We start from the raw sequence: 13,187 nt of genomic DNA, 5'->3' as shown, positions 1-13,187 counted from the left end.
GAACTCGTCGGCGAGGCGGTGTTCGATGCGCACGGCCCGTTCGTCGGCCAGGCGTGCTGTTTCGCGGCCGGTGCCGGTGAGCCGGGTCTCCCGGATCTTCTGGTGCCACGGGTGCGCCGACCTGGTGACCGGGCCGCGTTCTTCGAGGTTCTTCAGCACGGCCGCCACAGCCTGTGGTTACGCGCGCAGGAAGGCCAGTACGGCCAGCACCCTGCGGTGTGTCTCGTCGGCCGGCGGGAGGTCCAGCTTGGCAAGGATGTTGCCGATGTGCTTGCCCACCGCGGCCTCGGAGACCACCAGGTCACGGGCGATCGAACCGTTGGACCTGCCCTGGGCCACCAGGGCGAGCACCTCGCGCTCCCTGGCGGTGAGGCGCTCCAGTGGATCGCGGCGGCGGCGCAGGAGTTGGCGTACGACCTCCGGGTCGACGACCGTGCCGCCGTCGGCGACCTCCTGCAGGGCGTCGGTGAACTCCTCGATCTGGCCGACGCGGTCCTTGAGCAGATAGCCGACGCCCGAGCCGTCCCCGGAGTCGAGGAGGTCTGCGGCGTACGTACGTTGCACGTACTGGCTCAGGACCAGTACCGGGAGGGCGGGCTGCTTCTCGCGGAGCCTCACCGCCGCGTGCAGGCCCTCGTCCTGGAAGCCGGGCGGCATCCGGACATCGGTCACGACGATGTCCGGGCCGTGCTCGGCCACTGCCGCCGTGAGCGCCTCCGCGTCGCCGACGGCCGCGACCACCTCGTGGCCGAAGCGGGTGAGCAGGCCGATGAGACCCTCGCGCAGCAGCACGCTGTCCTCGGCCAGAACTACGCGGAGCGATCGGTCCACTCGCAAGGAATCTCCACACGCAATCGGGTCGGGCCCCCGGCCGGACTGGACAGGGAAAGTCTGCCATCCAGTACGGACACCCGGTCGGCCAAGCCGGTCAGTCCGCTGCCGCCGCCGGATGTGCTCGCACCGCCCCGTCCGTCGTCGTGGATCTCCAGGAACATCCGGCCTCCGGCGTGGCCGCCGCTGACTGCGACGCGGTGCGCGCCGCTGTGTCTGGCGACGTTGGCCAGTGCCTCGCAGACCACGAAGTACGCGGCTGCCTCGACGGCTTCGGGGAATCTGCCGGGCAGTTCGAGGTCCAGGTCGACGGGGATCACGGAACGATCGGCGGCGTCGGCGACTGCGGCCCGGAGGCCGTAGTCGGCGAGGACCTGGGGATGGATGCCGTGGATCAGCTCGCGCAGCTCCGAAAGTGCCTTGCCGGCCTCTTCGTGGGCCCGGGCCAGTTGGTCGGCCAGGGGGCCGGACGGAGTGTCCAGACGGGCCAGCCCGAGCATCATGGTGAGCGCGACAATGCGCTGTTGGGCCCCGTCGTGCAGATCGCGTTCGATACGGCGGCGCTCCGCCTCGAAGGCATCGACCAACCTGACCCGGGAACGGGTGAGTTCCACGACCCGGGCGTCCGGCTCGGCTGATCGGTTTGTGAGCAGGTAGCGGGTCAGCTCCGACCTCGCTCCGGCCAGCAGGCCCAGGAAGTAGCAGCCGAGCATCAGAGTGACGAGTCCGCCCGCCGCGGTCGCGAAGGCTTCGGGCCACGTCGTGACCGTCCACAGCTTCACCACCCGGGCCTCCGCGCCGTCCCCGTACACCTCCATCACCACGGGAGTGCTCACCACCGCCAGCGGGACGACCGTGCAGACGCCCACCGCGAGGGCGTCGAGCGGCCACAGGACCACGCCAAGCAGCAGCACGTACCCGAGTTCCCGCCAGGTCGCCCGCTCCCGGAACCGGCACGTCGTCCAGCTCCACAGCCCCGGTTCCTCCGGCCGGCGGTGCGGGTCGGGGGCCGGGATGCGGTCCATGAGGCGGAGCCTGCGCCGCTCCAGGGCCGCGACCGGAATCCCGGTCAGAGCGAGGAGGGCGAGCAGCGGCAGTCCGATCAGTGCGAGGGACAGCGCACCGCCCACGGCCACGCCGATCACGATCAGCACCAGGACGGCCGCGCCGGCCAGAGCACCGCTGACCAGGTAACCGGCCGACCTCCAGGGCCAGGACGTCAGCAGATAGCGGGCGGTCGGCAGGGCCTGCCACACGGTGCGAGGGCGCATGGCCTCACCGTAGGAGACGGTCTCGGGGCGGGTACATCCGTGCTGCCCGAGTCCCGGAGGTAGGGCCGGCCCTACCCCCGGCCGTGATCGTGACGCGCGGCAGAGAACCTGTGTCAGCGGTTGAACGACGAACCCAGCCCCGCGGCTGTCGCCACCGTGCCCAGCGTCCCGTGGCCGAACGTGAACGATCCCTTGGCCGTCACACCGGAGGCCGTGGTCGGGAAGACCCACAGGGAGCCCGCGTGCGCGTTCTCGCCGGGGGCGCCGACGACCAGTTCGGTGCGGCCGTCGCGGTTGGCGTCGACCGGCTTGGCGGCGCCGCCGAACCCGTCGTTCGCCTCGGCCGCCCCGGGGACGTTCGCCGTGTCCTGGTTGAAGCCCACGGTGCCCTTCCCGGTGGGACCGGATGCGGTGCCGGGGAGGACCAGGACCGAACCCGCGTTCTTCGTCGTGCCGAGGTCCTCGTAGGGCACGCCGACGGCGATGTCGCCGTAGCCGTCACCGTTCATGTCACCGATCGACAGCGACGCGCCGAATCCGTCGTGCACTTCGGCGACACCGGGGACACCGGCGCTGTCCTGGTTGAAGACCTTGGCCCGGTCGCCCCGCGGGCCGGTGGCGCTGCCCGGTACGTAGGTGATCATGCCGCCCAGGGCGAGCGGATAGTCCAGATCGCTGTCGTAGCCCTCGATCGTGCGGCCCACGACGAGGTCGGCGTACTTGTCCCCGTTGATGTGGCCGGCCGCGATGGTCTCGCCGCCCTGGAGGCGGTAGCCATTCGGCCTGTTGACGACGGTGTACTTGTCGCTGAGGCCGGTGGCACCGCCGTTACGGATGAGGATGCGCCGGGCGTCGAACTCGTCGCCGTCGTGGACGACACCGGCCAGGTCGTCGCGGCCGTCACCGTTGAAGTCGCCCGCGGCGAGGTCCAGGTGGCGCAGATCGTCCATGTCCAGGATCTCCCTGACGGGAGCGGCCGCGCTGCCGTCGCGTTCGAACGGGCCGGACAGGATGTGGGTGTTGCCCATCCCGAGGGTGACGACGTCCGGGGCGCCGTCGCCGTCGAAGTCGCCGACGGCGGCCTTGCCGCCGATCTCGTCGTACAGTTCGTCGCCCGTCAGGAGGGTCGCGCCACCCGACAGCCCGTGCGCGCCGCCCCAGATGACGGTGAGCGAACCGGCCGACTTGAACGAGCCGATCGCCTCCTTCGGCGCGCCGACCACCAGGTCGCTGTACCCGTCCCGGTCCAGGTCGGCGGAGACCATCGAGCTGCCGAACGCGTCCCCTGCCTCGGCGGTGTCCGGGATTCCGGGCGAGTCCTGGGTGAAGACCTGCTTGGTGGAGGTCTTCAGACCGCTCTTGGAGCCGTACACCACACCCACGTACCCGGCCTTCGCCGCGCCCCCGACGGTGGCACCGGGCGCGGTGAACGCCACGTCCGGGTAGCCGTCCCCGTTGAAGTCGTCGCGGCGCGGGGTCGGGGCGGGCACAGCCGCCGCAGGGGTCGCGGAGGCTGTCACGGGGGCGGGCGTCGACGCCTGGGCCACGGCGGGGAAGGTGGTCACGGCGGCCGCCACGGCGATGGCGAGGGCCACGGATATTCCTAAAGCGCGGGTTGCCACGTGGGCTCCTTCGTTCGATGAGCGATGAGGGGGGTGGGTGCGGGGCTCGGTGGGCTTCCGGGATGTACGGGAGTGCGGGGGCACATCATGCGTCGCGCCGGCACTTTGCAGACTCAGACCGGCGGTCCCGTCCGAGGGTTGCGTTCCCGGGCGGACCGTCACAGCTCCTCCACCTCGGTCCCGGTACGGAGGCCTGATCCGGTCGTCCGTCATTTCGGCGCCCCGGCACCCGTGCCGCAGTCGGTGCCATGCATGCCGACGAGGCGCAGCCCACCCGGCTCCTCCTGGACCGCTTCATCGCCGACGCCGGTCGCGCCGTGCCCCTTGAAGCGGTCTGGGCGCACGGCTCCCTCGCGCCGGGGGACCACCGGCCCGGCCGCAGCGACCTCGACCTCGTCGCCCTACCCGGCGGCCACGGCCAGCAGCGCGAACGCGGCGAGGGACAGGGCCGTCCGGACCCGGTGGAGGTTGTTCCAGCGGGACTCGAACGCCTCGCGGGCAGCGCTGTCACCGCCGCCCTCGGACGACGCGAGTGCCTTGTTCAGCGGGATGTTCCCGGTGATCGTGATCAGGTGGCTGCCGACCGCGCAGACCAGCGCCGCCACTGCGAGCGCCCGGTCCGCGTCGCCGTCGGCTCCCACGACCACGGCGGCCGGGAGCGCGATCACACCGAGGAAGAGGACCAGGAAGGCCGGTGAGGGCACCTTCTCGTTGAAGCGGCGCATCGCGGCCGTGAACCGTTCGTCCGGCAGTGCCGCGATGCCGGGCATGATCGCGATCAGGAACGTCAGCAGGAAGCCGGCATAGAGGCCGGTCGTGATCACGGCGAGCGTCGGCAACAGGGAGGACATGGTGCACATCATGGCGTCGGCGGACGGGCCGCACAGCCCACTTTCATATGCCGGTGCGGCCCGACGCCTCCCCCGGTCAGTCCATCTCGCCTTCCGGCGCGCCCCCGGACCCGTTGTCGTCCCCGCCGCCCTTGAGCCGGTCGGCCCGTCCGATCGCGGTCGCCAGCTTCCGTACCGAATCGTCCTCGGTCCCGGAGGCCAACGTGTCAGCCCGTGAGGCGAGTTCACCGAGTCCGGGCGCGCCCGGCAGCCGGCCCCCGCGCAGCGCCTCGGCGAAGTAGGCGGCGACCGCCGTCACTTGGAGCCGCTTGCTGTCGCCGCCCCACAGCGGACCGTCGATCGCTTCCGTCCCGACCGCCCCCGTCTGCTCGTGCGGGGCCCGGGTCCTGGGGTCCAGCCAGCGCACGGTCGCGGTCGCCACATGCCCGAAGGCGCCGTCCCGGAGGTGTACGGCGTAGAGCGCCGTCACCGTGTGGCCGGGGCCGACCTCGCCGCCGTCGACGCGGTCGTTGCGGAAGTCCTCGTCGGCGACCTTCCGGTCCTCGTAACCGATCAGCTTGAACTTCTCGACGGTCTTCGGGTCGAAGGCGACCTGGGCCTTGGCGTCGCGCGCCGTCAGTTCGAGGTGTGCGGGCAGCTGGTCGACGAAGACCTTTCGGGCCTGGGTCTCGTCGGCGATGTACGTGGTGTGGCCGTCGCCCTTGTTGGTGAGCTGTTCCATCAGCGCGTCGCCGTAGTCGCTGCCGACGCCGACGCCGAAGAGGGTGATGCCGTACTCGCGGCGGGCGGAGTCGATGCGTTCGAGGATGGCTTCGGCATCGGTCTCCCCGGTGTTGGCGAGGGCGTCGGAGAGCAGGACGACCCGGTTGTTGGCGCCCTTGACCCGGCCGTCGACGGCCTCGTCGTACCCGCGCCGGATGCCTGCTTCCACGTTCGTGGAGTCGGTGGGTTCCATGGAGTCGACCCGGTCGCGGATCCTGCCGCGGTGGTCCCGCAGCCGGGTCATCGGCAGCAGCGTCTTAGCCTCGTCGCTGAAGGTGACCAGGGAGACCGAGTCGTCGTCGCGGAGTTCGTCGGTGAGGATGCCCAGGGACCTCTTCACCAGGTCGAGGCGGCCCGGTTCGGCCATCGAGCCGGAGATGTCGACGACGAAGGTGAGCGCGGCGGGCGGGCGTTCGTCACGGGCGGGAGCCGCCCGGGCGGCCAGGCCGACCCGTACCAGCGACCAGCCGTCGGCCCCGGCACGGGCGCCGTCGACGTTCACGGTGAAGCCGTTGCCGGCCGGGCGCCGGTAGCCCTGGCGGAAGCTGTTGACGAACTCCTCGGGCCGCACGGTGGCCGGCTCCGGCAGGTTGCCGTCGGCGAGGGTGCGGCGCGCATACCCGTACGAGGCGGTGTCGACGTCCAGGGCGAAGGTGGACAGGTAGTCGGGCGGCGCGGACTCCCGCAGCCCGTCCTGTTTCTTCGAGCCGTCCGCACCTTTCGCGCCGTCGTTGTCGGCCGCACCGCCCGACGCGGCGGGTGCGGGGGCCGGGGCGGCCCGGCGGTCGGCGGAGGAGTACTCCGTTCCGTCGGATGCCCCCGAGCACCCGGTGAGCAGCACCCCGCCCGTCAGCAGCACGCCGAGGGCCCCACGCCAGGTCCGTACGTACTTCCGTGTCCGGCGTTCCATGCCCTGCCCCCAACGTCGTCGTGTCAGCACTTGTGAATGTGACGTGCGAGACGGTGCCGGGGAGCAGACGAAGACGTTGCGGATGAATCTCGATGCGGCAACGGAGGCCGGGAAATCGGCGGAACGTCAAGCTCAGGACACGATGTCCTTACGACTGAACCCCCGGAAGGCGAAGGCGAACAGGATCAGGGCATAGGTCACCGAGATCGCCGCGCCCTTCGCCATGCCGCCCCATTCCAGATCGGGCTGGAGCGCGTCAGCCCTGGCGAACTGCCAGTGCGCGGGCAGGAATTCGCGCCAGGACCCGAGCGCGGTGACGGCGTCCAGCACATTGCCGACAATGGTCAGCCCGACCGCCCCGCCGACCGCGCCCAGCGGGGCGTCGGTCTTCGTCGACAGCCAGAACGCCAGCCCGGCGGTGACCAGTTGGGAGACGAAGATGAACGCGACGACGAGCGCGAGGCGCGGCACGGTGTCCGAGGCCGCCAGCGCCCCGCCGGTGGGAAGTTCGAGCGGCCCCCAGCCGTACGCGGCGGCTCCCGCGGCCAGCGCCACGAGCGGCAGCAGCACCATCGCGGCCAGACTGAAGCCGAGCGCCACGACGAGCTTGCTCCACAGCAGCCTGGCCCGTGGCACGGGCGCCGCCAGCAGATAGCGCAGCGAGGACCAACTGGCCTCGGAGGCGACGGTGTCCCCGCAGAACAGCGCCACCGGGACGACGAGCAGGAAACCGGCGGACACGAACAGACATGTCGCGGCGAAGTTCGCGGCGGACGCGGTCGCGGTGTCCATCAGGGTCAGCCGGTCACCGCCGCCCCGGGAGGACGGCGTGCCGCCGATCGCGAACGCGGCGATCAGGATGAACGGCAGCGCCGCCAGCACCCCGCCCATGAGCAGGGTGCGGCGCCTGCGCAGCTGACGTACCGCCTCGACACGCAGCGGCAGGGTGCGCCGGGCGCGGTAGCCGGGGGCCTCGGCGGCTTCTGTGGCATCGACTGCGGCACTCATGCGGAGCCTCCGGAGATCAGGGTGAGGAACGCGTCCTCCAGGCGGCGGTGCGGCCCGACACCGGTCAACGGCATGTCCAGCCGCACCAGTTCGGCGATCAGCTCGGACGAGGTGGCGCCGTCGAGCCGTACGAGCAGTCCGCGGCCGTCGTCCGTACGGACGGCCGAGCCGATCCCCGGCAGTGCGGCGACCTTCCCCACGAGGGGTTCGGCGATGTCCTGCGCGCTGGTGGCGAGCAGCATGTCGCCGGAGCCGGTGATCTCGGCGACCGGGCCCGTCTGGACGAGCCGGCCGCGGTCCATGACCACGAGGTGGGTGCAGGACTGTTCGACCTCGGAGAGGAGGTGGCTGGAGACGATGACGGTCCGGCCCCCGGCCGCGTACCGGATCATCACGTCGCGCATCTCGCGGATCTGGGGCGGGTCGAGTCCGTTGGTCGGTTCGTCGAGGATGAGCAGGTCCGGCATCCCGAGCATGGCCTGGGCGATGGCCAGCCGTTGCCGCATGCCTTGCGAGTACGTACGGACGGCGCGGGCCAGTGCCTCACCAAGCCCGGCGATCTCCAGGGCCTCCTCGATGTGGGCGTCCTCGGCGGGCCGTCCGGTGGCCTGCCAGTACAGCTCCAGGTTGGCGCGCCCGGACAGGTGCGGCAGGAAGCCGGCTCCTTCGACGAACGAGCCGACCCGGGACAGCACGGGCGCTCCCGGCCGGATGGCCTGCCCGAAGACGCGGATCTCGCCGTCGTCGGGCGTGATGAGCCCCATGAGCATGCGCAGGGTGGTGGTCTTGCCCGCGCCGTTGGGTCCGAGGAGGCCGAGCACCTGCCCCTTCTCGACCCGGAAGGACAGTTCCTTCACGGCGTACCGGTCGGCGGACCTGGCGTACTTCTTCGACAGGCCGGTGATCTGGAGAGGGACACCGGCGAGCGTCGGATCGGGTGCGGGGGTCACAGTGCGGCGGCGGGCGGTGAAAAGCAACGCGGCGGCGATCACGACGGCGCCGGCCGGGAGCCCCCAGGTCCACCAGGGCAAGGTGGCCGCTGCGGTCTTCAGGGCGGGGGCGGTGGGGACGCTCAGCGGGCCGTCTGCGGTCACCTTGTACGTCGTCGGCTCGGCCGGTGAGGCGTAGCCGAGGTCGGTGGCGGAGAGGACCAGGCGGAGCCGGTGTCCTGCGTCGAATTGGTGGTCGATGGCGGGGAGCGTCAGCTGCACGCCCTTGCCCTGCTGAGACTGCGGGATCCGGAAGGGTGCGACCAGCTGGGAGGGCAGCACCTGCTGCTTGCCGTCCGGCGACACGTCGTACACCTTCCCGAACAGCACGGCGTCGCCCCGTTCCGCATCGACGACGACACGCGCGGTCGGTGAGCCGGTGACGCGCAGGGACTTGTCCAGCGGGGCCGAGTCGAAGCGGGCGTACTGCCCCGGGAAGTCGATCGAGAGGCCGACGCCGAGGGACGACAGCTGGGAGAGCCCGCCGCCGACGCCGGGAACGGCCGAGATGGCGGGCGGGTTGGCCCCGGCCGGGTTACGGAACGACTGCGTCCGACGCCCGAGGTCGATCGTTTCTCCTCCACTGCTCAGCCCCGGATACGTATCGCTGCTCGCCCCGCGCGTGAGGGCGGCCCCGTCGGTGGAGTCGATACCTCCGGTCCGGGTGACGCGAAAGCCGGGCCCGGTGTCGGCGCCCTTGTCGCCCTTCAGATACCGGTCGAACCATCCGTCGATCCGTTGCCGCACCCGGTCGGTCTCCAGGTCACCGCCGTCGTGCCCACCGGCGATCCAGTCGACGGCGACCGGCGCGCCGTTGCCGCTTATCGCCTCGGCCATGCCGTCGGCCTGGCCGAGCGGGAAGAGCGAGTCGGACTGCCCCTGCACGATGAGCGCGGGCACCTTGATCCGGTCGGCGACGGCGCTCGGGGAACGCTCGGTCAGCAGCGCTCGGGCGGCGGCATCCGGCTTCCCGCTGACGGCGACCCGTTCGTACATGTCGCAGAGCCGCTTCTCGAACTTCTGGCAGCCGCCACCGGTGGTGACGAAGATTCCGGCCCAGAGCTTCTTGAAGACCCCGTCGGGGAAGAGGGCGTCGGCCAGGTTCCAGTAGGTGATCTGCGGTGCGATGGCATCGACGCGCTTGTCGTACCCGGCGGCGAGGAGCGAGACGGCTCCGCCGTAGGAGGCCCCGGTGACCCCGACCCGGGGGTCGCCCTTGGCGTCGAGCTCCACCTCGGGCCGGTCCGCCAGCCAGTCGATCAGCCGGGACACGTCCTTGACCTCGCGGTCGGGGGCGTTGAGTGCGATCTCCCCGCCCGACTTCCCGAACCCGCGGGCGGACCAGGTCAGCACGGCGTACCCGGCACCGGCCAGTTGTTCGGCCTGCGCCCGTACGTCGTTCTTGCTGCCGCCGAATCCGTGCCCGATCAGCACGGCGGGCCTGCGCTGCGTCCCCCCGGTGGCGAAGTACGAGGTGTCGATGGACACGCCGTCCACGCGCATCATCCGGTCCTGGCGGTGCACGGCGGCCCCGCCGTCGTCGGCAGTTGCGGTCCAGGTGCCCGCACCGGCCAGCACGACGAGCGCCGCGAGGCCCGCGGCCCACCGGCCGCGTTTACGGGGCAGCGGTCGCCGCCACCGGGACGTACGCGCAATAGGGGTCTCCATGGTTCACGACCCTAAGCCGACAGTCGCCGTGCGCAGGCAGCCGCCAGGGGGAACTCTCCGGCCTTCTTGCGGTGTACGGCACTCCCCCGCCGTACTCCATGCGCGGTATGCCGTGCCGTTCGGGCGGGCGCGTTCGACACGGCCGCGCAATCGGATCGTGGGAGCCCTAGTGGGCTGGCACCCTGCCGACATGAATCACGCAGAGGTACTGCTCATCGGCGGGCGCGCGGGCGTCGGCAAGTCGACCGTGGCCTGGGAGGTCTCGGCGCAACTGCAGGCCGTGGAGGCGGCGCACGCGGTCGTGGAGGGCGATCTGATGGGCCAGGTCCATCCGGCGCCGGAGGGCGATCCGCACCGCGCGGGGATCACCGAGCGCAATCTGACGGCGGTCTGGTCCAACTTCGCGGAACTCGGCTGCCGGCGCCTGATCTACACGAACACGGTGAGTGTGCTGCCGGAGTCGGCGGCGATGTTCGAGCGTGCGATGGGTGCGGACGTGCGGATCGTCCGCGTCCTGCTCACCGCCTCCGACGCCACGACGTACGGCCGGCTCTCGGGACGCGAGATCGGCTCGGAACTGGACCGTGAGGTGGCGAACAGTGTCCGCAAGGCCCGTCTCCTGGACGAGCATTCACCGGCGGACACGGTCCGGGTGGCGACGGACGGGCGGAAGGTGACGGACATCGCGCGCGAGGTGGTGGCCGTCACGGGGTGGGGGGACCCGGTGGGCCCGGCCGTCCGACCGGGCCCACCGCGGTCCTGAGTGACTCACATCGTGTTGACGATGAGGCCGATGTGGGTGAAGTAGTTGAGGCCTCCGAAGAACAGGAACGCCAGTCCGGCCAGACCCCAGACGACTCCGATGACCGGAGCCATCCAGCTCTTGGGCCGGTGCAGCGCGAACGGGAACAGGAGTGCGCCGATGCCCACGAGGACGTACAGCCCGGACATGAAGCTCGCTTCCACCATCGGCCACTTCGCGAATTCTCCGGAGACGGGTTCCTCGGGCGGCGCGGCGAAGAGGGTGTATTTCCAGCCCGCGGCGGCGATCCCGAAGCAGGCGAGCCCGAGGCCGAACACGAAGACGGAGATGGGCGAGGCGACGCGGGCCGTGCGGACGATGCGGTCGGCGCTGTTGAGTTCGGCGCCGCGTTTCCAGAGGTAGAAGGACGCGGCCAGCAGAAAGACGCCGAAGGCGAGTGCCGGCTCGCCGAAGATGACGTTGTCGAACGGGAAGCCCTGTCCGGCGAGCGGCCAGGTCAGGGTCATATGGAGGCCGGTGGTGACAAGAATGAAGCCGACGGCCCCGAACGCCAGCACCCAGCCGTCGGGGGTGATGATGCGCTCGGGCGCAAGGAGCTGACGCCCCAGCGCCACCACGAGCAACAGCCCGACACCGGCGGCCACCGCCATGATTGTGTTGTACGTCGGCATCCTGGCCCAGTCGATCTTCAGGCCGGATGCCGCCAGGAGGATGGCGTGGTGGGTCATGCGCGGAGCGTAACGCCAGGCATGTTCCTTATGGGGTATTAACTCTTTTGCCCGGGTTACGGGTCAGGCTGTCGCCCCCGCCGGGAGCGCGGCGCCGGACGGCGGGTACGGGGACTCCCGCGGCAGGAGTTCCGCCGCGTCGTCGAGCCGCCCGGCCCGCACCCGTTCGTGGATCTGCCGGGCGAGCGGGGTGACGTCACGGATCGACACCGTCCACTCGTCCGCGTATCGCCGCGCCGCTTCACCGCAGAGCCCGAGCTGGAGGGAACGGTAAGGCAGCCGGTTGAGGCGGAGGTCGCGCTCGGGGTCCCACTGGACACGGGCCGGGCTCCGGCGCAGGTTGCGCTGCCAGGCGGCGCGGTCGGGGTGAACTCCCCTCACGTAATGCGAGAGTTCGGAGTTCGCCAGGGCCCAGTCGAAGCCCTCACGGGTGATCTCGACGGCCAAAACGGTCTCCTGGCCCTCCTTCGTGGCCCAGCCACAGCGGTACATCATCCACAGGAAGCTCGGCTTGATCCATGTCATGCGGTCGCGCTTCCAGACTTCCGGGAAGCGCCCGTCGCGTGCGGCCGGAAGGCCGATGAACGGGGCGTACGCCTGGTAGACGGTGACGGTCGTATCCGTGTACTGGGCGCGGATCTCGTGCTGTGGCCTGGTCGGGGCGGTCATGGCCTCATCACAGCACCGGTACGACCGGCGCGGCGAGCGAGTTTCGGGTGCGTCGGAGCCCCCGGCCTCCCTCGATCGGTGAGCAGCCGCTGTCACCGGCAGGGACTGACATTCGTCATACGGACCTCGGTACACGCGGCTCTGCCGGGCACCGGGCTCCGGCGGCCAGTCTGTACGTATCGAGAGCGGGGCCGCGAAGGCGCCCGCCGATACGGGAGAGGAACCCGTCATGACCAGCCCGGCCGCCACAGCCACCGCCCCTGTCGCAGATGCTCCGGTCGCCGCCGCCCCGTTCGCTCCGCGCAAGGCGCTGCTGGACAGCGTGATGCCGCTGCTCGTGGATGTGGGGGTGCCGCTCGTCTCGTACTACGCGTTGAAGGCGGCGGGCATGGGTACTTTCGCCGCGCTGGCCTGGAGCAGCGTGGTGCCGGCCGTGCGCACCGTGTGGGGTGTCGTCCAGAAGCGCCGGCTCAACGGGCTGGCGGCACTGATGGTGACGGTCAACGCGGTCGGGCTGCTGACGAGTCTGGTGGTCGGTGACCCGCGGCTGATGCTCGCCAAGGACAGCGGGGTGAGCAGCATCATCGGGATCGTCATTCTGGTGACCGCGCTGAAGGGACAGCCGATGATGAGCGCGGGGGTGCGGCCGTGGCTGACCAAGGGCGATGCCGCCAAGGACAGCGCCTGGCAGCGGCTCTCGGCTCGGTCGGCGGCGTTCCGGCGGGCGGAGATGCGGTTCTCGACGGTGTGGGGTGCGGCGCTGCTGGGTGAGTGCGTGGTGCGGACCGTGGGGGCGTACACCGTGCCGGTCGGGACGATGGTGTGGCTCGGCACGGTGATCATGGTCGCGACGATGGTGTTCGCGTTCCTGGTCTCGGGGCGGGTGGGCGCCGTTCCGATGGAACGGATGATCGCCCAGGCGGTCGGTACCGAGAGGACCGCGGACGGTACGCGTTGACATGGTGAGGCCGGAAAAGGGGAGCTGCTTTCGCGGCTCCCCTTTTCCGGCTGGGGCGGGCGGGCCCCGACACGTCCCGCGAGCCGGTGCAGCCCCTACGAGCATTACCTGGGAGGTAATTGAGGTGGCCCCGTGCCGGTCATTACCGTCCCCGCAT

12 protein-coding genes and 1 pseudogene are annotated in these 13,187 nt (G+C 70.9%); 3 read left to right on the top strand and 10 right to left on the bottom strand.

Annotated elements, in window-relative coordinates; genetic code table 11:
* Positions 1-177: 177 nt before the first annotated feature.
* The 4 genes from IEZ15_RS04135 to IEZ15_RS46350 form a co-directional block, all read right to left on the bottom strand.
* Positions 178-837, bottom strand: a complete 660-nt coding sequence (locus IEZ15_RS04135) for a response regulator (protein ID WP_189274315.1) — start codon at positions 835-837, stop codon at positions 178-180.
* Positions 810-2,102 (bottom strand): sensor histidine kinase, encoded by a 1,293-nt coding sequence (locus tag IEZ15_RS04130; protein WP_189274314.1) that lies wholly within the window; start codon positions 2,100-2,102, stop codon positions 810-812. The genes IEZ15_RS04135 and IEZ15_RS04130 overlap by 28 nt, the downstream gene beginning before the upstream one ends.
* A gap of 113 nt (positions 2,103-2,215) precedes the next feature.
* Complete coding sequence (locus tag IEZ15_RS04125) at positions 2,216-3,724, bottom strand: FG-GAP-like repeat-containing protein (protein WP_189274313.1); 1,509 nt, start codon at positions 3,722-3,724, stop codon at positions 2,216-2,218.
* A gap of 209 nt (positions 3,725-3,933) precedes the next feature.
* Entirely contained in the window at positions 3,934-4,068 is a 135-nt protein-coding gene (locus IEZ15_RS46350) for a hypothetical protein (RefSeq protein WP_268250340.1), read from the bottom strand.
* On the opposite strand from IEZ15_RS46350, the pseudogene IEZ15_RS44450 reads away from it, so the two are divergent.
* Positions 4,042-4,128 (top strand): annotated as a pseudogene (locus tag IEZ15_RS44450) (nucleotidyltransferase domain-containing protein); the annotation flags it as partial. The gene IEZ15_RS46350 and the pseudogene IEZ15_RS44450 sit on opposite strands and share 27 nt — an antisense overlap.
* Here the strand turns inward: IEZ15_RS44450 and IEZ15_RS04120 are convergent.
* From IEZ15_RS04120 to IEZ15_RS04105, 4 genes are all read right to left on the bottom strand, one after another.
* On the bottom strand, positions 4,126-4,575 hold the full coding sequence (locus tag IEZ15_RS04120; protein WP_189274312.1) for an anthrone oxygenase family protein: 450 nt from the start codon (positions 4,573-4,575) through the stop codon (positions 4,126-4,128). The pseudogene IEZ15_RS44450 and the gene IEZ15_RS04120 sit on opposite strands and share 3 nt — an antisense overlap.
* A 76-nt stretch (positions 4,576-4,651) precedes the next feature.
* Entirely contained in the window at positions 4,652-6,247 is a 1,596-nt protein-coding gene (locus tag IEZ15_RS04115) for a vWA domain-containing protein (protein ID WP_189274311.1), read from the bottom strand.
* 132 nt (positions 6,248-6,379) lie between these two features.
* Positions 6,380-7,255: an ABC transporter permease gene (locus tag IEZ15_RS04110; protein WP_189274310.1), complete on the bottom strand. Its 876-nt coding sequence runs from the start codon at positions 7,253-7,255 to the stop codon at positions 6,380-6,382.
* Positions 7,252-9,912, bottom strand: coding sequence for an alpha/beta fold hydrolase (locus IEZ15_RS04105; RefSeq protein WP_189274309.1), 2,661 nt, complete (start codon positions 9,910-9,912; stop codon positions 7,252-7,254). Before IEZ15_RS04105 ends, IEZ15_RS04110 begins: the two co-directional genes overlap by 4 nt.
* A gap of 190 nt (positions 9,913-10,102) precedes the next feature.
* Here IEZ15_RS04105 and IEZ15_RS04100 point away from each other — a divergent pair, with 190 nt between their 5' ends.
* Positions 10,103-10,675: an AAA family ATPase gene (locus IEZ15_RS04100; RefSeq protein WP_189274308.1), complete on the top strand. Its 573-nt coding sequence runs from the start codon at positions 10,103-10,105 to the stop codon at positions 10,673-10,675.
* 5 nt (positions 10,676-10,680) lie between these two features.
* On the opposite strand, the gene IEZ15_RS04095 is transcribed toward IEZ15_RS04100, so the two are convergent.
* Both IEZ15_RS04095 and IEZ15_RS04090 read right to left on the bottom strand, forming a co-directional pair.
* Positions 10,681-11,403 (bottom strand): DUF981 domain-containing protein, encoded by a 723-nt coding sequence (locus tag IEZ15_RS04095; protein ID WP_114244561.1) that lies wholly within the window; start codon positions 11,401-11,403, stop codon positions 10,681-10,683.
* A gap of 63 nt (positions 11,404-11,466) precedes the next feature.
* Positions 11,467-12,072 carry a DUF4291 domain-containing protein gene (locus IEZ15_RS04090; protein ID WP_189274307.1) on the bottom strand — a complete coding sequence of 202 codons (606 nt, stop codon included), beginning with the start codon at positions 12,070-12,072 and terminating at the stop codon, positions 11,467-11,469.
* A 229-nt stretch (positions 12,073-12,301) separates the two neighbouring features.
* Here IEZ15_RS04090 and IEZ15_RS04085 point away from each other — a divergent pair, with 229 nt between their 5' ends.
* On the top strand, positions 12,302-13,030 hold the full coding sequence (locus tag IEZ15_RS04085) for a VC0807 family protein (protein WP_189274306.1): 729 nt from the start codon (positions 12,302-12,304) through the stop codon (positions 13,028-13,030).
* Positions 13,031-13,187 lie beyond the last annotated feature (157 nt).

Source organism: Streptomyces atratus, from assembly GCF_014648655.1.
GTDB lineage: Bacteria > Actinomycetota > Actinomycetes > Streptomycetales > Streptomycetaceae > Streptomyces > Streptomyces atratus.
This window is presented reverse-complemented; position numbering and strand designations above follow the sequence as displayed.

What these genes read in the sequence shown, in the direction of transcription:
- IEZ15_RS04115 (WP_189274311.1), bottom strand. Translation starts at nt 6,247, where the DNA reads ATGGAACGCCGGACACGGAAGTACGTACGGACCTGGCGTGGGGCCCTC.
- IEZ15_RS04090 (WP_189274307.1), bottom strand. Translation starts at nt 12,072, where the DNA reads ATGACCGCCCCGACCAGGCCACAGCACGAGATCCGCGCCCAGTACACG.
- IEZ15_RS04085 (WP_189274306.1), top strand. Translation starts at nt 12,302, where the DNA reads ATGACCAGCCCGGCCGCCACAGCCACCGCCCCTGTCGCAGATGCTCCG.
- IEZ15_RS04120 (WP_189274312.1), bottom strand. Translation starts at nt 4,575, where the DNA reads ATGTCCTCCCTGTTGCCGACGCTCGCCGTGATCACGACCGGCCTCTAT.
- IEZ15_RS04130 (WP_189274314.1), bottom strand. Translation starts at nt 2,102, where the DNA reads ATGCGCCCTCGCACCGTGTGGCAGGCCCTGCCGACCGCCCGCTATCTG.
- IEZ15_RS04110 (WP_189274310.1), bottom strand. Translation starts at nt 7,255, where the DNA reads ATGAGTGCCGCAGTCGATGCCACAGAAGCCGCCGAGGCCCCCGGCTAC.
- IEZ15_RS04105 (WP_189274309.1), bottom strand. Translation starts at nt 9,912, where the DNA reads ATGGAGACCCCTATTGCGCGTACGTCCCGGTGGCGGCGACCGCTGCCC.
- IEZ15_RS04100 (WP_189274308.1), top strand. Translation starts at nt 10,103, where the DNA reads ATGAATCACGCAGAGGTACTGCTCATCGGCGGGCGCGCGGGCGTCGGC.
- IEZ15_RS04095 (WP_114244561.1), bottom strand. Translation starts at nt 11,403, where the DNA reads ATGACCCACCACGCCATCCTCCTGGCGGCATCCGGCCTGAAGATCGAC.